The 26,686-nt window shown below is 59.9% G+C and carries 20 protein-coding genes and 1 pseudogene; 12 read left to right on the top strand and 9 right to left on the bottom strand.

Annotated features, from left to right (window positions below; translation table 11 throughout):
* Window positions 1–22: 22 nt before the first annotated feature.
* A complete protein-coding gene (locus AC3I0A_RS17170) occupies window positions 23–1,648 on the bottom strand; it encodes an NADP-dependent glyceraldehyde-3-phosphate dehydrogenase (RefSeq protein ID WP_489373333.1) in 1,626 nt (541 codons plus the stop codon).
* Window positions 1,649–1,913: 265 nt separating this feature from the next.
* Between AC3I0A_RS17170 and AC3I0A_RS17165 the strand changes: the two genes are divergently transcribed.
* From AC3I0A_RS17165 to AC3I0A_RS17125, 9 genes are all read left to right on the top strand, one after another.
* On the top strand, window positions 1,914–2,801 hold the full coding sequence (locus AC3I0A_RS17165; protein WP_489373332.1) for a Dyp-type peroxidase: 888 nt from the start codon (window positions 1,914–1,916) through the stop codon (window positions 2,799–2,801).
* A gap of 620 nt (window positions 2,802–3,421) precedes the next feature.
* Window positions 3,422–4,039: a transcriptional repressor LexA gene (lexA, locus tag AC3I0A_RS17160; protein WP_489373330.1), complete on the top strand. Its 618-nt coding sequence runs from the start codon at window positions 3,422–3,424 to the stop codon at window positions 4,037–4,039.
* Entirely contained in the window at window positions 4,039–4,656 is a 618-nt protein-coding gene (imuA, locus tag AC3I0A_RS17155; RefSeq protein WP_489373328.1) for a translesion DNA synthesis-associated protein ImuA, read from the top strand. The genes lexA and imuA overlap by 1 nt, the downstream gene beginning before the upstream one ends.
* 7 nt (window positions 4,657–4,663) lie before the next feature.
* Window positions 4,664–6,079 (top strand): Y-family DNA polymerase, encoded by a 1,416-nt coding sequence (locus AC3I0A_RS17150; protein ID WP_489373327.1) that lies wholly within the window; start codon window positions 4,664–4,666, stop codon window positions 6,077–6,079.
* Entirely contained in the window at window positions 6,055–9,153 is a 3,099-nt protein-coding gene (locus tag AC3I0A_RS17145) for an error-prone DNA polymerase (RefSeq protein ID WP_489373325.1), read from the top strand. Before AC3I0A_RS17150 ends, AC3I0A_RS17145 begins: the two co-directional genes overlap by 25 nt.
* A gap of 202 nt (window positions 9,154–9,355) precedes the next feature.
* Complete coding sequence (locus AC3I0A_RS17140; protein ID WP_489378528.1) at window positions 9,356–10,030, top strand: CsgG/HfaB family protein; 675 nt, start codon at window positions 9,356–9,358, stop codon at window positions 10,028–10,030.
* Window positions 10,031–10,086: 56 nt separating this feature from the next.
* A complete protein-coding gene (locus AC3I0A_RS17135; RefSeq protein WP_489378527.1) occupies window positions 10,087–10,434 on the top strand; it encodes a DUF4810 domain-containing protein in 348 nt (115 codons plus the stop codon).
* Window positions 10,431–11,090: a DUF799 domain-containing protein gene (locus tag AC3I0A_RS17130; protein WP_489373323.1), complete on the top strand. Its 660-nt coding sequence runs from the start codon at window positions 10,431–10,433 to the stop codon at window positions 11,088–11,090. Before AC3I0A_RS17135 ends, AC3I0A_RS17130 begins: the two co-directional genes overlap by 4 nt.
* Window positions 11,091–11,217: 127 nt before the next feature.
* Window positions 11,218–11,451 (top strand): hypothetical protein, encoded by a 234-nt coding sequence (locus AC3I0A_RS17125; protein ID WP_489373321.1) that lies wholly within the window; start codon window positions 11,218–11,220, stop codon window positions 11,449–11,451.
* Window positions 11,452–11,940: 489 nt separating this feature from the next.
* Here the strand turns inward: AC3I0A_RS17125 and AC3I0A_RS17120 are convergent, their stop codons facing one another.
* The 4 genes from AC3I0A_RS17120 to AC3I0A_RS17105 form a co-directional block, all read right to left on the bottom strand.
* Window positions 11,941–13,047, bottom strand: a complete 1,107-nt coding sequence (locus AC3I0A_RS17120; RefSeq protein ID WP_489373320.1) for an SMP-30/gluconolactonase/LRE family protein — start codon at window positions 13,045–13,047, stop codon at window positions 11,941–11,943.
* A 299-nt stretch (window positions 13,048–13,346) separates the two neighbouring features.
* Window positions 13,347–14,210, bottom strand: a complete 864-nt coding sequence (locus AC3I0A_RS17115) for a LysR family transcriptional regulator (protein WP_489373319.1) — start codon at window positions 14,208–14,210, stop codon at window positions 13,347–13,349.
* Between the two features lie 231 nt (window positions 14,211–14,441).
* On the bottom strand, window positions 14,442–14,756 hold the full coding sequence (locus AC3I0A_RS17110; protein ID WP_489373317.1) for an SCP2 sterol-binding domain-containing protein: 315 nt from the start codon (window positions 14,754–14,756) through the stop codon (window positions 14,442–14,444).
* 51 nt (window positions 14,757–14,807) lie between these two features.
* Window positions 14,808–15,518, bottom strand: a complete 711-nt coding sequence (locus AC3I0A_RS17105) for a histidine phosphatase family protein (RefSeq protein ID WP_489373315.1) — start codon at window positions 15,516–15,518, stop codon at window positions 14,808–14,810.
* A 206-nt stretch (window positions 15,519–15,724) separates the two neighbouring features.
* Between AC3I0A_RS17105 and sohB the strand changes: the two genes are divergently transcribed.
* Window positions 15,725–16,747 (top strand): protease SohB, encoded by a 1,023-nt coding sequence (gene sohB, locus AC3I0A_RS17100; RefSeq protein ID WP_489373313.1) that lies wholly within the window; start codon window positions 15,725–15,727, stop codon window positions 16,745–16,747.
* Window positions 16,748–17,060: 313 nt separating this feature from the next.
* Here sohB and AC3I0A_RS17095 read toward each other — a convergent pair whose 3' ends face one another.
* Window positions 17,061–17,555, bottom strand: coding sequence for a DUF934 domain-containing protein (locus AC3I0A_RS17095; RefSeq protein WP_489373311.1), 495 nt, complete (start codon window positions 17,553–17,555; stop codon window positions 17,061–17,063).
* A complete protein-coding gene (locus AC3I0A_RS17090; RefSeq protein ID WP_489373310.1) occupies window positions 17,539–19,197 on the bottom strand; it encodes a nitrite/sulfite reductase in 1,659 nt (552 codons plus the stop codon). The genes AC3I0A_RS17095 and AC3I0A_RS17090 overlap by 17 nt, the downstream gene beginning before the upstream one ends.
* A gap of 470 nt (window positions 19,198–19,667) precedes the next feature.
* On the opposite strand from AC3I0A_RS17090, the gene AC3I0A_RS17085 reads away from it, so the two are divergent.
* Entirely contained in the window at window positions 19,668–20,753 is a 1,086-nt protein-coding gene (locus AC3I0A_RS17085; RefSeq protein ID WP_489373309.1) for an ABC transporter substrate-binding protein, read from the top strand.
* A gap of 8 nt (window positions 20,754–20,761) precedes the next feature.
* Here the strand turns inward: AC3I0A_RS17085 and AC3I0A_RS17080 are convergent, their stop codons facing one another.
* Together AC3I0A_RS17080 and metH are read right to left on the bottom strand one after the other, a co-directional pair.
* Window positions 20,762–20,977, bottom strand: a complete 216-nt coding sequence (locus AC3I0A_RS17080) for a DUF2970 domain-containing protein (protein ID WP_489373308.1) — start codon at window positions 20,975–20,977, stop codon at window positions 20,762–20,764.
* Between the two features lie 202 nt (window positions 20,978–21,179).
* A complete protein-coding gene (metH, locus tag AC3I0A_RS17075) occupies window positions 21,180–24,890 on the bottom strand; it encodes a methionine synthase (RefSeq protein ID WP_489373306.1) in 3,711 nt (1,236 codons plus the stop codon).
* A 153-nt stretch (window positions 24,891–25,043) separates the two neighbouring features.
* Here metH and AC3I0A_RS17070 point away from each other — a divergent pair.
* Window positions 25,044–26,680, top strand: a pseudogene (locus AC3I0A_RS17070) (fatty acid cis/trans isomerase).
* Window positions 26,681–26,686: the final 6 nt, after the last annotated feature.

Raw genomic sequence — 26,686 nt, 5'->3', positions numbered from 1 at the left:
ACCAGGCGCTGACGCCGATTGCTCAGAAGATGTAATCAGTGGTCAGAAAGCTCGACTCACGATTACGGATGATGTCGCTGATGAGCTCTTTATTGCTCTCCTGGAATTTCGTCGCGACCAGGGTGCGGATCGAAAATACCCTGAGCGCGTCGTGAACCGAAAGCGTGCCTTCGGCCGAGTTTTTTCGGCCATTGAACGGGTAGGTGTCCGGGCCGCGTTGGCACTGGGCGTTGAGGTTGATGCGTCCGACCTGATTGGCGAAGGTATCGACCAGACGACCGACCTCGGTGGAGTTATTGCCGAAGATACTCAGCTGTTGGCCGAAGTCCGATTCCAGTACGTAGTCGATCACGGTTTCCAGGTCGCGGTAGGGGACGATGGGCACCACCGGGCCGAATTGCTCCTCTTGATACACACGCATCTCGGTGGTGACCGGGTAGAGCACCGCCGGGTAGAAGAATGACCCGCGCGATTCGCCGCCGTTGGCGTTCACCACTTTCGCGCCTTTACTGACGGCATCGGCCACCAGCGAATGCAGGTAATCGACCTTGCCCGACTCCGGAAGTGGCGTCAGTGCCACGCCGCTTTCCCAAGGCATGCCCGGTTTGAGGGACTGGAGTTTGTGGTTGAATTTCTCGATGAAGCGGTCGACCACCTGTTCGTGGACGAAGAGGATTTTCAGAGCGGTACAACGTTGCCCGTTGAACGACAGCGAGCCAGTCACCGCCTCGTTGACTGCGTTGTCCAGATCGACCTCGGGCAGCACGATACCGGGGTTCTTGGCATCCAGTCCCAGCGCCGCACGCAAACGGTGGGGCCTTGGGTGCAGTTTTTTCAGGTCGCTGGCGGCTTTATTGGTGCCGATAAAGGCAAAGATATCGATCTTGCCGCTGGCCATCAGCGCGCTGACGGTTTCCCGGCCGCTGCCGTAGATCACGTTGATGACACCGGCCGGGAAGCTGTCGCGGAAGGCCTCCAGCAATGGACGAATCAACAGCACGCCCAGCTTGGCCGGTTTGAATACCACGGTGTTGCCCATGATCAAGGCCGGAATCAGCGTGGTGAAGGTCTCGTTCAACGGATAGTTGTAAGGCCCCATGCACAGTGCCACGCCCATCGGTACGCGGCGGATCTGGCCGAGGGTGTCCTGCTCGAGTTCGAATCGGCTGGAACGACGGTCCAGTTCCTTTAGGGCATTGATGGTGTCGACGATGTAGTCGCAGGTGCGATCGAATTCCTTTTCCGAGTCTTTCAGATTTTTGCCGATCTCCCACATCAGCAGTTTGACCACCGCTTCACGCTGTTCGCGCATGCGGCCGAGGAAGGCTTCGACATGCTGAATACGTTCGGCAACACGCATCGTCGGCCAGATTCCCTGACCTTTGTCGTAGGCACGAACGGCGGCATCCAGAGCGGTCAATGCAGTGTCGGCGTCCAGCAGCGGCGTGCTGCCGAGGATGACTTGTTCATCAGTATTTCCATTGACCAGATAGACCGGGCTGCGCACCAGCGCGAGTGGGCCGGACCAAATTTTTAATACGCCATCGACGAGATATTCGCGTTGTTCGATCTGGCCATTGAGGCGGTACTTTTCCGGGATATCCGCGGCGCTGGGGAACAGGTTGTCGAGAATGTTATCTGTGGTCATGGCGCTACCCCGTATGGATTGGGTGATGCAGATAAGGTTGGTTATCACGGAGCGTTGCCAGACGGTCAAGGCCACGCACCATGATCAGCATTGCTGAATCGTTTTACCTGATTGCGGCAAGGGTTGTCATGCTCTATCCATCGAACGATGTCCGCCCTGGAATCCTGGTCGCGGTTTTTTGTCGTGGATTGCTCATTGCCCTTGAAACCGCAAGCACATACTCCCGTATGCCGGTTAAACTTTGTGCTTTCTAAAAGGAGTTCTCATGAGTTACTACCAGCCGGGCATCCTTGCCACTCCCGTACCGCCTCAGGCACGCCATATGTTTTTCGCGCTCGAATCCGCCGAGGCATTGCCGGCCGCGATCGATAAGCTGGTGCAACTGGTAGACGGGAAATCGGCGGTAGTCGGTTTCGGTGAGTCGCTGGTACAGGCGCTGGGCGGTCAGATTGGGGGGCTGCGCACGTTCCCTGCGTTGGCCGGCGTCGGCGTGGACAACCCTTCGACCCAGCACGCACTCTGGTGCTGGCTACACGGTGAGGACCGCGGCGAGTTGCTGCATCGCAGCCGCGCTATCGAAGCTGCATTGGCCCCGGCGTTACGCCTGGTGCAGATGACCGAGGCCTTTCGCTACAAGACCGGGCACGATTTGACCGGTTACGAAGACGGCACTGAAAACCCCCACGATGAAGCGGCCGTGGCGGCAGCGTTGGTGGGCGAGGGCACAGATGGCCTGCACGGCGGCAGCTTCGCCGCGATTCAGCAGTGGCAACACGATCTGGATGGCTTCGCCGCGATGCCTGCCCAGGAGCAGGATCACATCATCGGTCGGCGCAAGAGCGATAACGAAGAGCTCGAAGACGCGCCGGAGTCTGCCCACGTCAAACGCACCGCTCAGGAAAGCTTCGCGCCTGAAGCCTTTGTCGTGCGCCGCTCCATGCCGTGGGTGGAAGGTGATCGGGCCGGTCTGATGTTTCTGGCCTTCGGGTATTCCCTTGACGCCTTCGAAGTACAACTGCGGCGCATGAGCGGCCTGGAAGACGGCATCGTTGATGGTATTTATCGGATGAGTCGGCCGATTACCGGTGGCTATTACTGGTGCCCGCCGCTCAAGGATGGCCGGCTCGATTTGCGGGCGCTGCGGATCGGCTGATTGGCGCAGCTGGCATATCTGGCGGGTATGTAGGAGCCGAGCTTGCTCGCGAAGGCGGCCTGACAGCCGACCTGGCTCTTGCGGATGTACACAGATTAAATGTGGGCTGGCTTGCCTGCGAAGGCGGCCTGACAGCCGGCCTGTCTTTTGCAGATGTACACAGATCAAGTGTGGGAGCTGGCTTGCCTGCGAAGGCGGCCTGACAGCCGACCAATCTCTTGCGGGTGTACATATCCATTCCTGCGGTAACGGCCACTTAGGGTTCCGCCCTTACGGCGTGTCACTTTTTCAGACGCCAAAAAGTAACCAAAAGGCTTTGCCCCAAGCGTTCGGCACCTCGCCAAGGCTCGGTGTTCCCTCGCTCCGGTGTCCATCAGGGGTGCGCCCTCCGGTCTGCTGCGCGACGACCTCCATGCGATGTCCTCGGCTTCGCCGAGGGGCGCTGCGCGCCAGTCCCCTGATGAACACCTCCGCTCGGCCTGCCGAAGGGGCGGGCAGATCAAAAGCACAGATCAAAAGCAAAAGCGAGGCGGCCTGCCGGCCGGCCTGTGCAGTGGTCTCGCCCGCGCCGATGTTGACGGACTGGCGGCTCTTGTCAGAAAAACCCGACAGGAGTACAAATGTACTCCATGACGACTTTAAGCCCCCGCCGTACTGCCATCCTGACTTTTATCCGCGACCGCATCGCGCAGCAAGGTCAGCCCCCGAGCCTCGCCGAGATCGCCGAGGCCTTTGGTTTTGCTTCGCGCAGCGTGGCGCGCAAGCATGTGGTGGCCCTTACCGAAGCCGGTTTTATCGAGGTCAATCCCAACCAGGCGCGGGGCATTCGCTTGCTGAATCAGCCACCTCGGCCCGAATTGCTGGATATTCCGGTGCTGGGCCGGGTAGCTGCCGGTGCGCCTATCGGTGCGGATGCCGAGGTTCACAGCCGCTTGATGCTGGACCCGGCGATGTTCTCGCGGATTCCGGATTACCTGCTGCGGGTGCAGGGTGATTCGATGATCGAGGATGGCATTCTCGACGGTGACCTGGTGGGCGTGCGGCGCAGTGCCGAAGCTGAAAACGGTCAGATCGTGGTGGCGCGGCTCGACGGTGAAGTCACGATCAAACGCTTTGAACGGGTTGCAGGGGCTGTGCGTTTGCTGCCGCGCAACCCGGCCTATGGGCCCATCGTTGTGCACGCCGATCAGGACCTGGCCATCGAAGGGGTGTTCTGCGGTCTGGTGAGGCAAGGATGATGGGCGCCGTCGTTGCTCTGGACACGCTGTTCAATGGCGGTCAGGTCTGGAAGGGCCGGCCCGCCGCACCACCGGTCAGCCCTCAACCGACGGGTCATTCGGCCCTGGACGCGGCGTTGCCCACGGGGGGCTGGCCGGAGTCGGCCTTGACTGAAATTCTCATCGCCGGGCAGGGCGTCGGCGAGTTGCAACTGGTGTGGCCGACGTTGGCGCGGTTATCCGCCGAGGGCGAGCGGATTGTCTTGGTGGCGCCGCCCCATGTGCCGTATCCGCAGGCCTGGCAGAACGCCGGTGTGGATCTGCGTCAGCTGTCGGTGATCCAGGCCAGCGAACGCGATGCCCTGTGGGCCGCTGAACAATGCCTGCGTTCGGGTAGTTGCGGCGCGGTCTTGTGCTGGCCGCAGAAGGCCGATGACCGTGCCTTGCGCCGCCTGCAAGTGGCCGCCGAAACCGGTCAGACCCTGGCGTTCGCCTATCGCTCGATCAAGGAGGCGATCAATCCTTCGCCGGCCGCCTTGCGTATCGCCATCGACGCCCGGCCCGCGCAATTGCGGATACTCAAGTGCCGTGGCGGCCTGGCCCGATCGGCGCCGATTGCCTTCGCGACAGGGCATTGAGGTTGGCATGCGCTGGGTCTGCATACTCTTTCCGCAGCTGGCGCTGGATGCTGCGCTGCGTCAGCGGCCCGATCCCGAAGAACCGCTGGCGCTGCTGACGGGCTCTGCGCAGCGCCGGGTATTGCAGGCGGTGAACGCTTCCGCTCGGGCGCTCGGCCTGCGGCCGGGGCAATCGCTGACTGCCGCCCATGCCTTGAGCAAAGCCTTTGCCAGCGCCGAATACGACCTTGTCGAGATCGAGCGCTGGCAGCAATTTCTCGCGGCCTGGGCCTACCGTTTCAGCTCCCAGGTCAGCGTGTTTTATCCCCGCGCCTTGTTGTTTGAAATCGAATCGAGCCTGGGCCTGTTCGGGCCCTGGCCGCAGTTCGAGGCGCGGCTGCGGGCGGAACTCACGGAACTGGGCTTTCGCCATCGCATCGTCGCCGCGCCCAATCCGGCAGCTGCGCGGGTCCTGGCTAACGCTTGTGACGGCTTGGCGGTGGCGGACAATGAAACCTTGCGCCGGGTCTTGGGGCAGATGCCCATCGACCGGGTCGGGCTGGCGCAGGAGGTCGCCACGGCCTTATCGCGCATGGGCTTGCGGACCTTGAGGCAGGTACAGGCGTTGCCGCGTCATACGTTGGCGCGACGCTTTGAGGCTCAGGTGCTCAAGCACCTCGACACGCTGCTGGGGGACCGCTCGCTGGCCCTGGCGTTTTACTTGCCGCCGGATCGTTTTGACGTGCGCATCGAGTTGAATTTCGATGTCCTGTCCCATCAGGCGCTGTTGTTTCCGTTGCGCCGGCTCACCGGTGATCTGTCGGCGTTTCTCTGTGGGCGCGATAGCGGCGTGCAACGCTTCGATCTGCTGCTGGAACATGCCGGGTTGCCTGATACGCAGATCAAGGTCGGCTTGCTCAGCGCCGAGCGCGATCCGGCGATGCTTTTCGAACTGGCTCGCGGTCGACTGGAACAGGTGCAAGTCGAGTCGCCGGTACGGGGTTTTCGCCTGGTGGCCCATGACTTGCCGCGGTTCGTCCCGCAGCACCGCGAACTGTTCGACGAGCGCCCGCAGCAATCCTTGCCCTGGGAGCAACTGCGCGAACGCTTGCGGGCGCGACTTGGAGATGATGCGGTGCAGGGTCTGCGCTGGCAGGCTGATCATCGGCCGGAGCACAGCTGGCAGCCGAGCGCCGATAGCCAGGCGTGTCCGCCGAGCCTTGGTCTGCAACGTCCGGGCTGGCTGCTCACGGAACCGCAGCAGCTGCACGAAGGTGCGGCGCGGATCCTCATGGGACCGGAGCGGATCGAGTCCGGCTGGTGGGATGGCGGCGATGTGCGTCGCGATTACTACCTGATCGAAACCCGTTCCGGTCAGCAGGCCTGGGCCTGGCGCACGGTGGGCGAGACCGGGCCTTTGTGGCTGCAAGGCTGGTTCGCATGAGCGTCGACTATGCCGAACTGCACTGCCTGTCGAACTTCAGTTTCCAGCGCGGTGCCTCCAGTGCCCGCGAGCTGTTCGAACGGGCCAAACGTCAGGGTTATCAAGCGTTGGCGATTACTGATGAATGCACGCTGGCCGGTATCGTCCGTGCCTGGCAGGCCGCTAAAGAACTGGAGTTGCCGCTGATCATCGGCAGTGAAATACGCATCGAAAATGGCCCGAAACTGGTGCTTCTGGTGGAGAACCTCGAGGGTTACCAGACGCTTTGCCGACTCATCACCCGAGCCCGCCGTCGGGCGGACAAGGGCCAGTATCAGGTGCTGCGCGAGGACCTCGACGAGCCGTTGCCGGGGCTGCTGGCGTTGTGGATGCCCGATAGTCTCGAGGTTGACGGGGAAGGGCGCTGGTTGCGCAAGGTCTTTGCTGACCGGCTGTGGTTGGCCGTCGAACTGCACTGCGGCCAGAACGATGCCCGACGGCTGGCGGGGTTGCTGGCCTTGGCCGCTGCACTGGATATTCCGGCAGTGGCCAGCGGCGATGTGCACATGCACGCCCGTGGGCGCCGGGCCTTGCAAGACACCATGACCGCGATCCGTCATCACGTGCGTGTCGCCGAGGCCGGGCAACGCCTGCACCCCAACGGCGAACGACACTTGCGCAGCCTTGATGCCTTGCAGGCACTCTATCCGCCGCCACTGCTTGAAGAATCCGCGGGCATTGCCCGGCGCTGCACCTTCGACCTCGGCCAATTGCGCTACCAATACCCGCGTGAACTGGTACCAGAAGGTCAGGCGCCGGCCTCCTGGCTGCGCGAACTGACTGAACGGGGCATGCGCTGGCGCTGGCCTGAAGGTGTGGAAGACAAGGTGCTGGCGCTGATCGAAAAGGAACTGACGCTGATCAGCGAGATGGGTTACGAGAGTTACTTTCTCACTGTCCACGACATCGTGCGCTTCGCCCGCAGCCGCGACATCCTCTGCCAGGGGCGCGGTTCGGCGGCCAACTCGGCGGTGTGTTATGCCCTGGGCATCACCGAAATCAACCCCAGCCTGATGAACATGCTGTTCGAGCGTTTCCTCTCCAAAGAGCGCAACGAGCCGCCGGACATTGACGTCGACTTCGAGCACGAGCGCCGTGAAGAGGTGTTGCAGTACGTGTTTCAGCGCTACGGCCGGACCCGGGCGGCGCTCACGGCAGTCGTCAGTACCTACCATGGCGCCGGAGCGGTGCGCGATGTCGCCAAGGCCCTTGGCTTGCCGCCGGATCAGGTCAATGCACTGGCCGATTGTTGCGGTCACTGGAGCGACGAACCGCCCTCGGTGGAGCGCCTGCGTGAAGGCGGTTTCGACCCGGACAGCCCGGTGTTGCGCCGGGTGCTGAGCCTGACCGGACAACTGATCGGCTTCCCCCGGCATCTGTCCCAGCACCCGGGCGGTTTCGTGATTTCCGAGCAACCGCTGGACACTCTGGTGCCGGTGGAAAACGCCGCCATGGCCGAGCGTACGATTATTCAGTGGGACAAGGACGACCTGGACATGGTCGGCCTGCTCAAGGTCGATATTCTCGCCCTTGGCATGCTCAGCGCCATTCGCCGCTGTTTCGACCTGCTGCGTCGTCACCGTGGCCTGGATCTGAGCCTGGCGCAGGTGCCGAAAGAGGACCCGAAAACTTACGAGATGATCGGCCGTGCCGACACCATCGGCGTCTTCCAGATCGAATCCCGGGCGCAGATGTCGATGCTGCCAAGGCTCAAACCCGTGAAGTTTTACGACCTGGTGATCGAGGTGGCTATCGTCCGTCCCGGTCCGATTCAGGGCGGTATGGTGCATCCGTACCTGCGACGGCGTAATAAAGAAGAACCTGAAACCTATCCGTCGGAAAAACTGAAAACAGTCCTGGAGCGCACTTTGGGGGTGCCGCTGTTTCAAGAGCAGGTCATGCAGATTGCGATCGTTGCCGCCGATTACAGCCCCGGCGAAGCCGATCAATTACGTCGCTCCATGGCCGCCTGGAAACGTCACGGTGGTCTGGAGCCGCATCAGAAACGCCTCAAGGACGGCATGCTGAAAAATGGTTACACAGAAGCATTCGCCGCGCAGATCTTCGAGCAGATCAAGGGCTTTGGCAGCTATGGTTTTCCCGAGTCCCACGCCGCCAGTTTTGCCTTGTTGACCTACGCCAGTTGCTGGTTGAAATGCCACGAACCGGCGGCCTTTGCCTGTGCGCTGATCAACAGCTGGCCGATGGGTTTCTACAGCCCGGATCAGATTCTGCAGGATGCCCGTCGGCATCATTTGCAGATCCGTCCGGTGGACGTGCGCGCCAGCGATTGGGATTGCAGCCTGGAACCGATCCACGGTGAGCAGCCGGCGATTCGCATGGGTTTGCGGATGATCCGTGGTTTTCGCGAGGACGATGCCCGACGCATTGAAACGGCACGCCTGGCCGGTAAGTTTGTCGATATCGCCGACCTCGGGGCGCGGGCGCGGCTCGACTCCCGGGCTCAGGAGCAACTGGCCGACGCCGGAGCTTTGCGGGGTTTGGCCGGGGATCGCCATCGGGCGCGCTGGGAGGTGGCCGGGGTGCAGAAACAGCTGGGCTTGTTTGCGGGTTTGCCGAGTCAGGACGAACCCCCGGTGTCCTTGCCCAAGCCAACTGTGGGTGAAGACCTGCAAGCCGATTACGCCAGTGTCGGCACGACCCTGGGCCCGCATCCGCTGGCCTTGCTGCGCAGCGAATTGAAAGCCCGGCGCTGTCGCAGTTCGCGGGAATTACTCGAGGTCGAGCATGGACGCAATGTCAGCGTCGCCGGATTGGTGACTGGCCGGCAACGACCCGGGACCGCCAGCGGCGTAACCTTCGTCACCCTGGAAGATGAGTTCGGCAACGTCAACGTGGTGGTCTGGCGTGACTTGGCCGAGCGTCAACGGCAGGTATTGGTGGGCTCGCAATTGTTGAAAGTCGACGGCACGCTGGAGACCGAGGGCGAGGTGCGGCATTTGATTGCCGGGCGGTTGAGTGATTTGAGTTCGTTGCTGACGGGGATCAGTGTTCGTAGCCGGGATTTTCGCTGAGATGTAGGTCATTAGGGCTTGTCCCGTTTTACTCCTGTTCGCAATGATGGCATTTTGTCATAATCGCCGGCAGTGACATCCAGGACGTCAACTTCGATTCAATTCCCACGCACATTCAATGGCCGCGCTTCGCACTGTTGTCTGTGCCATGGCTGAATAAAAAATCGCTATTCATTGGGTTTCAGGAGAAATGCAAGTGAGAATGATCTCGCGAATCGTGTTGTCAGGAATGACAATTGCAGTATTGGGTGCGATCGCCGGGTGTGCGACGGAAAGTTCCAGGGCACTGCCTGTGACACAAGTCGAAAGTGCCAGTCGCGCCTGGTCCGGTGTGCGGGTTCCGATGGCGGTCGGCAAGTTCGATAACCGTTCGAGCTATATGCGCGGGATATTTTCCGATGGTGTGGATCGCCTCGGCGGTCAGGCGAAGACCATTCTGATCACCCACCTGCAGCAAACCAATCGGTTCAGCGTGCTCGACCGCGACAATATGGGCGAGATCCAGCAGGAGGCGGCGATCAAAGGCCAGGCCCAGCGACTCAAGGGCGCTGATTATGTGGTGACTGGCGATGTCACCGAGTTTGGCCGCAAGGAAGTCGGCGACCATCAGTTGTTTGGCATCCTTGGTCGTGGCAAGACCCAGGTGGCCTACGCCAAAGTGAACCTGAATATCGTCAACATCAGTACCTCGGAAGTCGTCTATTCCACTCAGGGCGCGGGTGAATACGCCCTGTCCAACCGCGAGATCATCGGCTTCGGTGGCACCGCCAGCTACGACTCGACACTCAACGGCAAGGTGCTCGACCTGGCCATGCGCGAGGCGATCAATCGTCTTGTCGGCGGAATTGATTCAGGATCCTGGAAACCAGGCAACTGACGAACATCGTTTACAGGGAGAAGTAACGCATGATCAAGGCGCTTGAGTCACGGGCAATGATGGCGGCAATGCTGGTCGGGAGCGGGTTGCTGGCTGGATGCAGCAGCGGTCCGAAGACGCTTTACCAGTGGGAAGATTACCAGCCACAGGTTTATGAATACTTTAAAGGAGAAACGCCCGCGCAGGCTCAGGTCGAGGTGCTCGAGCGTGATCTGCAAAAGATCGATGCCACCGGCAAGACCCCACCTCCGGGCTACCACGCTCATTTGGGAATGTTGTATTTGAGCATGGGCAAGGATGACCAGATGGTGCAGCAGTTCAAAACGGAGAAGGTGTTGTTTCCTGAGTCGACGCCTTACATGGATTTCCTGCTCAAGAACGCTAAAACCGGAGACAGCAAATGACCCCGCGCACTGTTAAAACGCTGCTCGGGTTGTGTGCGCTGGCATTGCTCGCTGGCTGTGTGGCACCCAGGACGGTCGATTATTCGGCATTCAAAGAGAGTCGGCCCCGGACCATTCTGGTATTGCCAGCGCTGAATGAGTCACCGGACGTCAAGGCCTCCTACAGCTTGCTCTCGCAGGTCACTTTCCCGCTGGCCGAGGCGGGTTATTACGTTTTGCCGGTTGCCTTGGTCGATGAGACCTTTCGGCAGAACGGTCTGACCACGCCAGCGGATATCCATGAAGTGGCACCCGGTAAACTGCGCGATATCTTCGGTGCTGATGCGGCTTTGTACATCACGGTCAAGGAGTACGGCACCCGCTATATGCTGATCTCCAGCGAAACCGCGGTGACCGCGAGCGCGAAGCTGGTCGATCTCAAGACCGGGACCGCGCTGTGGACAGGTACCGCCAGAGCGTCGAGCGAAGAGGGTGGCAACAGCAATGCAGGCGGCCTTGTCGGCATGCTGATCACCGCTGCGGTCAAGCAGATCATCAACAGCTCGACAGATGCCGGTCACCCGATTGCCGGTGTCACCAGTCAGCGTCTGCTGTCGGCTGGGAAACCTGCCGGACTTTTGTATGGGCCGCGCTCGCCGAAATACGGCACAGACTGAGCAGGCATGAGTCGGGAGCACCACTGGTCTGATTGACGGTCGACAGAAGGGCATAGGCGAGGCCATGCTGATACTTGGTAATTGCGATAAAACGCGGTTGCCACCGATCAACAAACGGAGGTGTTCCATGCCGGTGAACCATGACCTTTATCAGGATTTGCACTTCACGAAGGAAGAGATTCAACAAAAGCGCGCCAACGACCCCCATCTCCACTCGTTGCTCGATCAATACTCACGCCTCGATACCGAAGTGCTGAAGGCTGAGGCTGCGGCGCTCGCTGATGATGAACTGAGGAAGCTCAAGGAGAAGCGTGTGTTTATCAAAAGAGAGATTTCCAAAAAGTTGATGACCAAGTCCTGAATCTGCGAAGCCCTGAGCGGGGCTGCACAGGCTCCTGCGCACCCCGCAAGATTGGCTCGATGACCGATGAACAAGTAAATGGAACGGCCATAAATGCTAACGCATCAGGGACTGATTCTTCAGGTTCCATGGGAGGTGCTTATGAGCAATCCAAAACTCCCCAGCGAAGAGCAGGGGGGCTATGATCCGATGCAGAAATCCCCTCAACCCTTGAGTCCAGGACGCACGACGGTTCATCCGGACAACGAGCCGGATATTGATGAACTGCCGGACGATGAAGCGCTGCTTGAGCTGGATGAGGACGATGACGCGGCGAGCGATGCGGATGTGTGGCGAGGGAGCTTGCTCCCGCTCGGCTGCGCAGCAGTCGTAAAATCGGTGAATGCGGTGTGTCTGATACAACTCCTTTGCAGTTTTAGGGCCGCTCCGCGCCCCAGCGGGAGCAAGCTCCCTCGCCACAAGGTTCTGCGTTCGACGTTTCTACATGGCCTATTCCGCGCTCTGCATCGCCCGACTCAGCGGCAGACGCGCCATATTGCTGGCCTTGAGCGACCCCAGATACAGCCAGTCACCGTACTCACGGACTGTGGTAATCGGTGAGTAATTGCCTTTGCTGCTGTCCTGCAAATTGGCGATGACTTTGCCTTCGGTGTCCAGGCCAAGCGCGAATGCCCGTTTCTCTATCGGTTTGGGAAGGACCATCATGGCCCGCACGATCATCTTGCGCAGGTACGGATGGCCGGCCGTGCCATCGAGCAGCGCACTGCGCGGGGCGTAGAGGGCTACCCAAAAGCGGTCGCGGCCGTTGAAGCTGAGGTTGTCGGGCAGGCCTGGCAGGTTGTCGATGAACACATCATGGGTGCCGGCCTTTGCGCCGGTAAGCCAGTAGCGGGTGATGCGGTAGGCACCGGTTTCGTTGACCAGCACAAAATCCTCGTTCGGCCCCAGTGCCACGCCATTGGCGAACTCAAGCCTGTCCAGCAACTGCTCGGTTTTTCCGCTCTGGAAGTCGTAGCGCAGCAGTCGTCCGTCGCCGTCGTGCTCGATGATCGCCTCGCCATCCTTGCCATAACCCCAGCGGCTGGAGGCATCGCTGAAATACGCATAACGACCGACCGCATCCACCGTGACGTCGTCGGTGAAGCCAAATGGAAGACCGTCAGCCGTGCTGGTCAGGGTGGTCAACTGGCCTTGAGTGTCCAGTGCCAGCAGACCCTTGATCCCGTCGGCGATAATCAACCGGCCGTCCGGATGCCGGGCCAGGCCCAGTGGACGACCGCCGGTGTCGGCCAGCACTTTGAGTATTTTACCATCGAGGCTGGTGCGGATAACCCTGCCATCGTGCAGGCCGGTGATCAGAGCGCCATCCTCCAGCAACAATGCTTCAGGCCCGGCAATATCCAGGGTGCCCACCGGCTCCACACCTTTGAGCTTCTGGTTTTCGGCGTAGACGCCGGTAGTCAGCGACGGCGCGGCGGAAGGTGTCCAGCCGACTGGTTGCACCTTGGTGGGCACCAGTAGCAGAAAAGCTGCGATGGCAATCATCAGAAGCAGAACAATGTGGTGAAATTTGACTCGACGGGGGGAGCGACTCATCAAGCGATAACTCCTGTCTGGACCGCAATGGCACGCTGCGCCATTTCACACAATGCCAGCATGGACGCTGCCGACTCGCGCTCTATTGACAGAAGATTAACCCCGGCCGAATTATTCAGCTAATGGATATTCGGAATGGGCGTTCAAGCGCAATGATTCAAGGTGCTGGCCGAGTGGCTGGAATACGAACTTGATCGGGGTGGGGACTGTGGGAGCCGAGCTTGCTCGCGATAGCATCACCGCGGTGAAACAGACAGACCGCGCTGCCTGCATCGCGAGCAAGCTCGGCTCCTACAGAATCAAATCATCGGATCCCAGCGCTGAGACCAGTCACTGTCGGCCTTGACCACTTCTCTGAGCAAGTCGAACGCCAACTGCAAGGTGGTCGAGTCACGATCCCGTGAGTAGACCAGATAAGTCGGGTAACTGAACTCCGGCGCTTTGGGCACCCGCTCCAGCACGCCGCTGTCGAGATAGCTTTGCACCACTCGGGTCCGGAAATAGCCGCAGCCGCCATTTTCGAGGATGTACTGCAACGCCAATGGCCCAAGGTTGAAACTGATGGCAGCCTTCGCCTTGTCTGGCAGCGCGGCGTCGTGTTGCCGCCGAAAGTCTTTGCCCCAGTCGACATAGACATAGGGTTGCGGATTGGCCACCAGGCGAATCTGAATGAGCTTTTCTTCCAGCAATTGCTCGACTTGCAGGCGTGGCCAATATTCGGGTTGATAGACCAGGGCTGCATCCAGCACACCCAGCTCAAGCTGGCGCAGCAGATGTTCGCCGTCGCGAATTTCCGTGCGCAACGCATGGCCAGGAATCTTCTCGCGCAACTCGCGAGCCCAACTGAGCATCAGCGGATTGCACAGGCTGACCTCACCCCCGATATGCAGCACGTTACGGTAACCGTCAGGCAGCGGCAGATCGCGACGGGCCGCCTCCCATGTCTGCACCAATTGATTGGCATAGACCACAAAGGCTTCGCCATCCGGGGTCAGCCTGGCACCGGCGCGATTGCGCACGAACAAGGTGCTGGAGAGCTGGCTCTCGAGCTTCTGGACCCGTGCGGTGATGGCAGTCTGAGTGACATGCAGCTTCTCGGCTGCCAAAGCGAGACTTCCGTGGCGAACGATCTCCAGGAAGGTTCGGGCCAGATCGATGTCCATGGGCATCCCGGTATTCAAAGGGGGGTGCAGTGTAGAGCAACAGGCGCTGTTTCGGTTTGCCTGACACAACTCAGTGTCCGATTTGGGGCTGCTTCGCAGCCCAGCGCGAGCAAGCTCGCTCGCCACAGGTGAAACGTTTGGAGTGGAATCCTTGAAAACACGAATCCCGCCATAAAGGCGGGATTCGTTTGCAGCCGCAAGACGTGCTCCCGAATGTCGGGAGCCGCGTGCTTAGGCCGGGAACAGTTCGCTCAGCTTCATCGCCAGCATCATGTCGCCTTCAGCGCGCAGTTTGCCGCCCATGAACGCCTGCATGCCGTCGGTCTCGCCGCTGACGATGCCTTGCAGGGTTTCGCTGTCCATGACCAGGGTCACGCCAGCATCAGGGTTCACGCCTTCTTGCAGCTCGCAGGTGCTGTCTTTGACGACCAGCGAGAAATTCTTTTCTTCGTCGATGCGAAAACCGAAAACCAGATCCAGGCCCGCAGCAGCGGCTGGGTTGAACTTGGCTTTCATTGCTTGTACGGCATCAGCTACGGAGGTCATGGTTCGATCCTTTTATGGGTGATTGCAACAAGGGTCACAGTTAGCCGGCACTCAACGATAGGTGATGAGCTCCGGGGCCTTCAGCAGTTGCAAGTGCGCATGACTGTTGAAGGAAGCCAGGGCCACCTCGCGACCACGAAACTTGAGCAGGTTGAGCGAGGTGTTGACGATTTGCCAATTCAGTTCAAAGGCCTGTGCGGCAGGCATTTGAGTAATCAGGTGGAGCAGGGCGGTGATGGTGCCGCCGGAAGTGAACACGGCGATCTTCTGGGTGTTGTCCGCCTGTTCGAGAATGCGCTGCAAACCGGCCTGGACACGACCGACAAACCCCAGCCAGCTTTCCAGCCCCGGTGTGTCATAGGTGCCGCTGAGCCAGCGTTCGATGATCAAGGCGAAGATCCGCTGAAACTCCGTGCGGTTCTGTGTGGCATTGCGCAGGATGTTCAGCGCTTCGGGTTCGTCCGGCAGCAGGCCTGGAAGCAGGGCACGGATGATGGCGTCGGCATCGAACTCGTTGAAGGCAGAATCGATCTCCAGGGGCGGCACCGGCATGCCGACTGCGCTGAACTGTTCCAGCGCCGAGTTGGCGGTGTGCTGTTGTCGACGCAAGTCGCCAGACAGGCAACGATCGAAGCTCAGGCCCAGTTCAGCCAGGTGGCTGCCGAGCACTTGCGCCTGGCGAACACCGGTCGGCGACAGCACGTCATAGTCGTCTGCACCGAAGGAGGCCTGGCCATGTCGAATCAAGTAGATGCTGCCCACGTCCGCGTCGTCCCGGTACGTTGTAAGTTTTGCGAGGTTATGAGGATGCCGGTGGGCTGTCAATGAAAAAACATACGCTTGTTTGAAATGTTCGTTGGAGGCCCGTTACAACAGGTTTCTCGGCTGGCCGCGAGGCGGGCGCATGGGTATGCTGGAGATATCCCGCGACCGATTGTCCAGCGGCGCACAGTATTTAAGGAGTCCCTGTGGAGTTTTTTGCGGAGTACGCAAGTTTTTTGGCTAAAACCATCACCCTGGTCATCGCTATTCTGGTGGTCCTGGCCAGTTTCGCGGCATTGCGCAGCAAAGGCCGGCGCAAGACTGCGGGCCAGTTGCACGTCAGTAAACTCAACGATTTTTATAAAGAGCTGCGTGAGCGACTTGAGCAGACCTTGCTCAGCAAGGATCAGCTCAAGGCCCTGCGCAAATCCCAAAGCAAGCTCGAGAAAAAACAGAAGAAACAACCTGAGGCCAAACCACGGGTGTTCGTGCTGGATTTCGACGGAGACATCAAAGCCTCTGCCACTGAAAACCTGCGCCACGAAATCACCGCGCTGCTGACCCTCGCGACGCCCAAGGATGAAGTGGTGCTGCGTCTTGAGAGCGGCGGCGGCATGGTCCACAGCTACGGTCTGGCCTCTTCGCAACTGGCGCGGATCCGCCAGGCTGGCGTGCCATTGACCATCTGCATCGACAAGGTCGCAGCCAGCGGCGGCTACATGATGGCTTGTATCGGCGAGAAGATCATCAGCGCGCCGTTTGCCATCCTCGGCTCGATTGGTGTGGTAGCCCAGTTGCCCAACGTCAACCGTCTGCTGAAAAAGCACGACATCGACTTCGAGGTGCTGACTGCCGGTGAGTACAAACGCACCCTGACGGTGTTTGGCGAAAACACCGAGAAGGGCCGGGAGAAATTCCAGGAAGAGCTGGACATCACCCATCAACTGTTCAAGAACTTCGTCTCGCGCTATCGCCCGCAACTGGCCATCGACGAAGTGGCGACTGGCGAAGTCTGGCTCGGCGTCGCGGCGCTGGACAAGCAACTGGTCGACGAACTGAAGACCAGCGACGAATACCTCGCCGATCGCGCCAAGGGTGCCGAGCTGTACCACTTGCATTACAGCGAGCGTAAAAGCCTGCAAGAGCGTGTCGGCCTGGCAGCGAGCGGCACGATCGATCGCGTATTGTTGGGTTGGTGGAGTCGTTTGACTCAGCAGCGGTTCTGGTAAGTATCCCCACAGGCTGATGTGTCATTGGAAGATGGCCAGCCTGCCATTTCGAAGTTGTCATCAAGCCCTGGACTCAAGCGTTAACTCTTGGTTCAGGGTTTTTTTCAGGGCTTGCGACGAATTGTGGGGTCAATTAAGCAGGGATGTCGGCCTCTTGGCCCTTGATGCCGGTGAGCTTCACGCGTCTGGAGAACAGAGTCAGGTTGTACAACGACTGGGTACAGATGGGCAGACCCATTCCGATAGCTGATCTGCAGGATTGATGGGTGCAGCAAGCCTTGAACCCAAGGCCGGGTTCAAGGCTTTTGATCATTTAACGTCGACGAAACAGCGGCAGCGGTTCGTCGGCGGCGGCCTGATAGGTCACCGAGAAGTCCTTGAGGCTTTCCAGGGCTTCATACGGGTCTTTGTCTGCGCGCAGGGCGTAGGCATCGAAGCCGCAACGGTGCAGGTAGAACAGCTGGTCACGCAGCACATCGCCGATGGCCCGCAGTTCACCCTTGTAGCCGTAACGATCACGCAGCAGGCGCGCGTTGGAGTAGTTGCGACCGTCGGTGAAGGCCGGGAAGTTCAGGGCAATCACCTGGAAGTGCGCAACGTCGTCGCCGATTTCTTCGGCTTCTTCGTCTGCATCCAGCCATACGCCCAGACCGCCGTCGCGGGCCTTGAGGGCGTGAGCGTGCTCACGCCACAGGGCCAGCGGAACGATCAGGTCGTCGCAGTTGGAAATGCCGTCGAGGGTCGAGTCCTTGGGCATCAAGTGCCAGGTTTCGTCGACGACCTCGTTGTTCTTAATTATTCGCTGCATAGACGCGCTCCTTGAAGAGGTCAATGCCAATACGTTGGTAAGTGTCGATGAAGCGCTCGTCTGGAGTACGTTGTTCCAGATACACGTTGATCAGCTTCTCGATGACGTCAGGCATTGCACCCTGGGCAAAAGATGGACCGAGGATCTTGCCCAGGCTGGCATCGCGACTGCCGCTGCCACCAAGGGAGACCTGGTAGAACTCTTCGCCTTTCTTGTCCACCCCGAGAATGCCGATATGGCCGACGTGGTGGTGACCGCAAGCGTTCATGCAGCCGGAAATGTTCAGGTCCAGCTCGCCGATGTCGAACAGATAGTCCAGATCGTCGAAACGCCGCTGGATCGATTCGGCGATCGGAATCGACTTGGCGTTGGCCAGGGAGCAGAAATCGCCGCCCGGGCAGCAGATGATGTCAGTCAGCAAGCCGATGTTCGGCGTGGCGAAACCTTGCTCGCGCAACTCGCCCCACAGAGTAAACAACTGGCTCTGCTCGACGTCGGCGAGAATGATGTTCTGCTCGTGGGAGGTGCGCAGCTGACCGAAGCTGTAGCGCTCGGCCAGGTCGGCCACGGCGTCGAGCTGCTTGTCGGTGATGTCGCCCGGTGCAACACCGGTCGGCTTCAGGGACAGGGTCACGGCCACATACCCCGGCTTCTTGTGCGCCAGGGTGTTGCGGGTACGCCAGCGAGCGAAGCCCGGGTGCTGCTTGTCGAGTTCGGTCAGTTCGCCAGCCTGGTTGTCCAGGGCCTTGTAGTCCGGATCGACGAAGTGTTTGGCAACGCGATGCACTTCAGCGTCGGTCAGCGTGGTCTGGCCACCGCGAAGGTGTTCCATTTCCGCGTCGACTTTTTGCGCGAAGACTTCAGGGGTCAAGGCTTTGACCAGAATCTTGATCCGCGCCTTGTACTTGTTGTCACGACGGCCGTAGCGGTTGTAGACACGCAGAATGGCGTCGAGGTAGCTCAACAGGTCCTGCCACGGCAGGAACTCATTGATAAAGGCGCCAACCACCGGGGTCCGGCCCAAACCGCCACCGACCAGTACCCGGAAGCCCAGTTCGCCCGCGGCGTTGTGCACCGGCTCCAGGCCAATGTCGTGGACTTCAATGGCTGCGCGGTCCGAGGTCGAACCGTTGATGGCGATCTTGAACTTGCGCGGCAGGTAGGCGAATTCCGGGTGGAAGGTCGTCCACTGACGAACGATCTCGCACCAGGGGCGCGGGTCGATCAGTTCGTCGGCAGCGACACCGGCGAACTGGTCGGTGGTGACGTTGCGCAGGCAGTTACCGCTGGTCTGAATGGCGTGCATTTGCACGGTGGCCAGTTCAGCCAGGATATCCGGAATGTCTTCCAGCGCCGGCCAGTTGAACTGGACGTTCTGCCGGGTGCTGATGTGGGCATAGCCCTTGTCGTAGTCGCGAGCGACCTTGGCCATCATCCGCGTCTGGCGCGAAGTCAATTGGCCATAAGGCACGGCAACCCGCAACATCGGGGCAAACCGTTGAATATAAAGGCCATTTTGCAGGCGCAGGGGGCGGAATTCTTCTTCGCTCAGCTCGCCTGCCAGATAGCGTCGGGTTTGATCACGGAACTGCTTGACGCGGTCCTCGATGATCCGCTGATCGTACTCGTCATATACGTACATATAAGTCCTGTTCTCAGGCTGCTACAGCAATTCTGCGCGCACGGCCGCGCACTCCCAACGGAGCCGGCGCACGATACCAGTTTGCAGTTATGCGCAAAAGTGATGTTTGAGTATATGCAAAGAACTAAAACGACTAATGAGGTCGGTTATTGTCTTACCCACATTTGTGGTGCGGGCAATTCTGGACTTAACTGTGGCCGAGTCTTTATGCAATCACCGATAAAACCGACAAGAGGCGATGCAATGAGCAACCCGACCAAAGCAAGGAAAAGCGACAGCGCTGTCGATGCATGGGCGATTCTTTTTATGATCATCCTGGTGGTCTCGACCGCTGTGTTCTGGGTCAGCCATCAATAAGTAACCCTGTCCGGGCCCTGATCCGATGATTGTCGGACAAAACGGTAATTAAACGCAGTTGGCTTGGCCTTTCGCTAGCTATAATGCGCGGCTAATTTCCGGGGCTCGGATTCATGTTGAAGTTTCTCTGCGGTGTGTTGCTGGTGCTTGGCTCGGTCATCGGGCCTGCTGCGCAGGCGGAATCAGTGTTGTTCCTGAATCCGGGAATCAGCACGGAAACCTTCTGGGTCAGCTATTCGCAATTCATGCAGGCAGCGGCCAAGGACCTTGGCATGGATCTGCAGATCCTCTATGCCGAGCGAGTGCCCGAGACCAATCTCAAGCAGGCCCGTGAAGCCCTGCAGGGGCCAAAACGTCCGGATTATCTGGTTTTCGTCAACGAGCAGTATGTCGCTCCGGAAATTCTGCGCCTGTCACAGGGCAGCGGCGTGAAGCTGTTTATCGTCAATAGTGGCCTGACGCCCGACCAGCTCAAGCTGTTGGGTGAGCACGACAGCAAGTATCCCGACTGGATCGGCAGTATGGTGACCAATGATGAGGAAGGCGGTTACCTGATGCTCAAGGAGCTTATCCGTCAGCACGGACCTGTGGCGGCGGGCCAGGGCATCGATCTGTTGGCGTTCTCCGGGATAAAAATAACCCCGGCCGCGCAATTGCGCGAGCGGGGCCTGCGGCGGGCCCTGGCCGAGCATCCTGAAGTGCGGTTGCGCCAATTGGTGTATGGCGAGTGGAACCGTGAGCGAGCCTATGAGCAGGCCAGTCAGCTGCTCAAGCGCTATCCGCAGACGGCATTGATATGGTCGGCGAACGATCAAATGGCCTTGGGGGCGATGAAGGCGTTGGAGGAGGCGGGAGGCCGGCCGGGCAAGGATGTGTTTTTCAGCGCGGTCAACAGTTCGCCAGAGGTGTTGCAGGCGCGGGTCGACGGTCGTCTGAGTGCCTTGACCGCCGGGCATTTCACCATTGGCGGCTGGGCCATGGTGTTGTTGCATGACCACGCCCGGGGAATCGATATCGCCCGTCATGGCGGCCGGGACCGGCAAGTATCTTTGTTGCAGCTGATCGGCCGGCAGCAGGCGCAGCGCTTGTTGGGACTCAAGCAAGCCAGCGATTACAAGGTCGACTTTCACGCGCTCTCGGCACAAGGGAAGTCGTCCTCATACCGCTATCCGTTCAGCCTGCAACTGTTGATGCACTGATCAGCGCTTCAAATCCCCGCCAGATGCAGGACCAGCTTCACGATACCAAACAGCGTCAGGGCGAAGACCGCCGTGAACAGGATGCCCAGGATCACGAAATGACTGGGCTTGCCGTGGGTGAAATCCCGGGCGCGATTCTTTCCGCTTTGCACGCCAAATGCAGCGGCCACGACGCTGTGGAGCATCTGCCACAGGGTCGGTGGTTTGTTGTCAGGGTCGTCCATAAAGCCCTCGGCGCAGGTGTGTGAAGAGAGCATAGACGCCCAAAGATCGTGTGGCGAGGGAGCTTGCTCCCGCTGGGTTGCGCAGCGACCCCAAAATCGGCAAACGCATTTTGTCAGATAAAACGCGTCTATCGGTTTTACGGCCGCTGCGCGACCGAGCGGGAGCAAGCTCCCTCGCCACAGGGGTGCCCGGCGCTATTTCTTAGTTGTCGTAACCCAGGTTAGGCGCCAGCCAACGCTCACTCACAGTCAAATCCTGCCCCTTGCGTGCGCTGTAGCTTTGCACCTGATCCTTGTCGATCTTGCCCACGGCGAAGTACTGCGCCTGCGGGTGGGCGAAGTACCAGCCGCTGACGGCGGCGGCCGGGAACATCGCGTAGTGCTCGGTGAGGAACACACCGCTGCGCCCGGCCTTGAGTTCGCTCGCAGCAGGGTCCAGCAGTTTGAACAAAGTGCCTTTCTCGGTGTGATCCGGGCACGCCGGGTAGCCGGGGGCAGGGCGGATGCCGGTGTATTGCTCTTTGATCAGCGCTTCGTTGTCGAGCTGTTCGTCCTTGGCATAACCCCAGTAGTTTTTCCGCACTTGCTGGTGCAGCCACTCGGCACAGGCTTCGGCCAGACGGTCGGCCAGGGCCTTGACCATGATCGAGTTGTAGTCGTCGCCAGCGTCCTGATAAGCCTTGGCCACTTCTTCGGCGCCGATCCCGGCGGTGGTGATGAAGCCGCCGACATAGTCGGTGATGCCGCTGTCTTTCGGCGCGACGAAGTCGGCCAGCGAGAAGTTCGGCTTGCCATCGGTCTTGATGATTTGCTGGCGCAGGTGATGCAGTTTGGCGATTGGCTGGCCGTCGTCGCCATAGACTTCCAGGTCGTCGTCCTGCACCTGATTGGCCGGCCAGAAACCGAACACCGCGCGGGCGCTGATGAGTTTTTCGTCGATCAGCTTGGCGAGCATTTCCTGGGCATCGGCAAACAACGAGGTGGCCGCTTCTCCCACCACTTCATCGGTGAGAATGCGCGGGTACTTGCCGGCCAGGTCCCAGGAGATGAAGAACGGCGTCCAGTCGATGTACTCGGCCAGCACCTTGAGGTCGATGTTGTCCAGGACCTTGGCGCCGGTGAAGGTCGGCTTCACCGGCTGGTAGCTGCTCCAGTCGAACTGCGGCTTCTTGGCGATCGCCACCGGGTAGCTCAGGCGCTCGGTACGGGCGCTGCGGTTGGCGGTGCGCTCGCGGACTTCGATGTATTCCAGGCGGGTCTTTTCGACAAAAGCAGGTTTCAACTCTTTGGACAGCAATTGCGTCGCCACGCCCACGGCGCGGGAGGCGTCGGTGACATAGATCACCGCGTCGTTGCTGTACTTGGGCTCGATCTTCACCGCCGTGTGGGCCTTGGAAGTGGTCGCGCCGCCGATCATCAGCGGCAGATAGAAATCCTGACGCTGCATTTCCCGGGCGACGTGGACCATCTCGTCCAGCGACGGAGTGATCAGGCCGGAGAGACCGATGATGTCGCACTTCTGCTCTTTGGCGACCTGGAGGATCTTCTCCGCCGGCACCATCACGCCGAGGTCGACGATGTCGTAGCCGTTACAGCCCAATACCACGCCGACGATGTTCTTGCCGATGTCGTGCACGTCGCCCTTGACCGTGGCCATGAGGATCTTGCCCTTGGCTTGCGGTTTGTCGCCTTTTTCCAGCTCGATGAACGGGATCAAGTGGGCCACGGCCTGCTTCATTACCCGCGCGGATTTCACCACCTGTGGCAGGAACATTTTGCCGGCGCCGAACAGGTCGCCAACGATGTTCATGCCGGACATCAGCGGACCTTCGATCACTTCGATCGGGCGGGCGAACGACAGTCGGGATTCTTCGGTGTCTTCAACAATGTGCGTGGTAATGCCTTTGACCAGCGCATGCTCCAGACGCTTGTTGACGTCCCAGCTGCGCCACTCGCCGGTTTCGGCTTCCTTGACGCTGCCGTCGCCCTTGTATTTGTCGGCGATGGCCAGCAGGGCGTCGGTGCCGTCCGGCGTGCGGTTGAGCACCACGTCCTCGACGGCATCGCGCAGCTCGGCCGGGATCTGGTCGTAGATCTCCAGCTGGCCGGCGTTGACGATGCCCATGCTCAGGCCATTGCGGATCGCATACAGCAGGAACACCGAGTGGATCGCTTCACGCACCGGGTTGTTGCCACGGAACGAGAACGACACGTTGGACACGCCGCCACTGGTCAGCGCGTGGGGCAGGTGGTCACGGATATAGGCGCAGGCGTTGATGAAGTCGACGGCGTAATTGTTGTGCTCTTCGATACCGGTGGCGATGGCGAAGATGTTCGGGTCGAAGATGATGTCTTCCGGCGGGAAGCCGACTTCGTTGACCAGAATGTCGTAGGAGCGTTTGCAGATTTCCTTTTTGCGCGCTTCGGTGTCGGCCTGACCGGCTTCGTCGAAGGCCATCACCACCACCGCGGCACCGTAGCGCTTGCACAGCTTGGCGTGATGAATGAACTGCTCGATGCCTTCCTTCATGCTGATGGAGTTGACGATGCCCTTGCCCTGGATGCACTTGAGGCCGGCTTCGATCACTTCCCACTTCGAGGAGTCGATCATGATCGGCACGCGGGAGATGTCCGGTTCGCCGGCGATCAGATTGAGGAAGGTCACCATGGCCTTCTTCGAATCGAGCATGCCCTCGTCCATGTTGATGTCGATCACCTGCGCGCCGGCCTCGACCTGCTGCAGGGCGACTTCCAGGGCTTCGGTGTAGTTGTCTTCGCGGATCAACCGGGCGAAACGCGCGGAACCGGTGATGTTGGTCCGCTCGCCGACGTTGACGAACAACGACTCGCGATTGATGGTGAACGGCTCCAGACCCGACAGGCGGCAGGCCTTTGGAATGTCCGGAATCGGCCGCGGTGCGTAGTTGGCCACTGCCTTGGCGATCGCCTCGATGTGACCGGGTGTGGTGCCGCAGCAGCCGCCGACGATGTTCAGGAAGCCGCTTTGGGCGAACTCTTCGATGACCTTGGCGGTCTCGGCCGGCAGCTCATCGTACTCACCGAACTCGTTGGGCAGGCCGGCGTTCGGGTGGGCGGAAATATAAGTGTTGGCCTTGTCCGACAGCTCTTCCAGGTACGGCCGCAGTTCACGGGCGCCAAGGGCACAGTTCAGACCGACGGAAATCGGTTTGGCGTGACTGATGGAGTTCCAGAAAGCTTCGGTGGTCTGGCCGGAGAGGGTACGGCCGGAGGCGTCGGTGATGGTCCCGGAAATCATGATCGGCAGTTCGAAACCCAGCTCCTCGAACACGCCTTGCACGGCGAAGATCGCGGCCTTGGCGTTCAAGGTGTCGAAGATGGTTTCGATCAGGATCAGGTCGGCGCCGCCTTCGATCAGGCCTTTGGTGGCTTCGCTGTAGTTTTCCACCAGCTCGTCGAAGGTCACGTTACGGTAGCCGGGGTTGTTCACGTCCGGCGACAACGAACAGGTACGACTTGTAGGGCCGAGCACCCCGGCGACGAAGCGCGGCTTGTCCGGGGTTTCCAGGGTCTTGGCGTCGGCTACCTTGCGCGCCAGGCGTGCGCCTTCCACGTTCAACTCGTAGACCAGCGCTTCCATGCCGTAGTCGGCCTGGGATACCTGAGTGGCGTTGAAGGTGTTGGTTTCGAGAATGTCGGCACCGGCGTCCAGATACGCCTTCTCGATCGCCCCGATCACGTCCGGACGGCTGAGAATCAACAGGTCATTGTTGCCTTTGACATCGCTCGGCCAGTCGGCGAAGCGTTTGCCACGGTAGTCCTGCTCCTCGAGCTTGTAGCTCTGGATCATCGTGCCCATACCGCCATCGAGAATCAGGATGCGCTCTTTGAGAGCTTGATGGAGGGCTTGAAGGCGAGCGCTGCGATCGGACATAGGACTACCTGGGAAGGCCAATACAAAGAGGCGCGATGATAGCAAACCTGTGCGCCTTTAGAGCATGACAAGGTTTTGCATGAATATCGCTCATGTTGGTGGTGGGGCTGGACCGGTAGAATCGCGACGTTTTCTATCAATAGGACCAGGGACATGTTCTATCGCGTTGTCATCGGCAGTGTTTTGCTGCTTTTAAGCTCTGCCGCCACAGCGCAAGGCCCGGCGCCGGCGATTTCCTACACTCGCGACATTCAACCGATCTTCACCGAAAAATGCGTGGCCTGCCATGCCTGTTACGACTCCGCCTGTCAGCTCAACCTGGGCAGCGGTGAAGGCGTGACGCGAGGCGCGACGAAAGTTCCGGTCTATGACGGCGAACGCAGTAAAGCCTCGCCGCCGACGCGTTTGTTCTACGACGCTTTTGGCAAAACAGCTTGGCAGCGCAAGGATTTCTATTCAGTCCTCGATGCTCAGGGCAGCCAGGCGGCGCTGATGGCGCGTATGCTTGAGTTGGGCCACAAAACCCCATTGCAATCCAATGCCAAGTTACCCGGTGAAATTGTTCTGGGGCTGAATAGGGAAAACATGTGCCCGATGCCGGGCGAGTTCGATGGCTATGCCGGCGCCCATCCGAAAGAGGGCATGCCGCTGGCCGTGACCGGTCTCACCGATCAGCAGGGCAGACAACGCCGTTGCTGGCGATGCCGGGGCAGAATGACGATGTCGGCAGCGTCCTGAGCCTGTGGCACGACTATCGGGACAAGCGCAACGAATATGAAATCTTGCGCCGGGACAGCTACGCCGATTTGCCGGCACCGAGCTGGTCGACCCTATGGGCCGGCAATGACAACGCCTTGCTGAGCATCTTCCGGCACTTCGACAGCGCCTCGGTGAACAAAGGCCTGATCGGTGACGTGCCGCAAACGATGTGGCTGTTCGACTATCCGTTGCTAGAGCGCACCTATTACCAGTTGGCGGTCAATTTCGATGTGTTCGGCAACCTGTCCCATCAGGCCCAGACCCGTCTGTATTTCGACCTGATCCGCAACGGCGCCGAGCAGAACTTCTTGCGCCTGATGCCGGCCGATTCCCGCGATGATTACCTCGACGATTGGTACCAGAACAGTGGCAAGTTCAAGATGTGGCTGGACTATGAAAGCATCGACAACGACAAGCCCAGCGCACTGAAGCTGGATGAGAAAGACCCGAAACGCGATTTCGCCCATCAGCTGCTGATGCGCTACGGTGACCTGAACGCCAGGCCTGACCCGATCAATCGCTGTGACGGCGCGTACTGTTCACGGCCGAACATCGATCCGGCCCTGCAAGACGCCGAGCAAGCCTTGAGCAGCCTGGCTTCGCGCCCGGCCGCCGGGCTCAGGGTCATCGATCAGCTGCCGGAAGCCACGCTGCTGCGTATCGAAACCAAAAGCGGTAAACGTGAGGTCTATAGCCTGCTGCGCAACCGGGCCCACAGCAATGTGGCGTTCCTGCTTGGCGAGTCTTTGCGCTATCAGCCGGGGCTGGACACACTGACCCTCTACCCGGGCGTGCTCAGCAGCTACCCGAACTTCATCTTCAACATTCCTGCCGAGCAGGTCCCTGAGTTCGTTACGCGGATGGAAAACGCCAGGGACGCCGATCGCTTCGAGAAAATCGTCGACCGCTGGGGCATCCGTCGCAGCCATCCGCAGTTCTGGCAGTACTTCCATGACCTGACCCAATACATCCGCGAGACCGAGCCGGTGGAAGCGGGCGTGCTGGACATGAACCGCTACGAGAATCTCTAGGGCCTG

The organism is Pseudomonas sp. KH_024_B2 (assembly GCF_057839965.1).
This window is presented reverse-complemented; position numbering and strand designations above follow the sequence as displayed.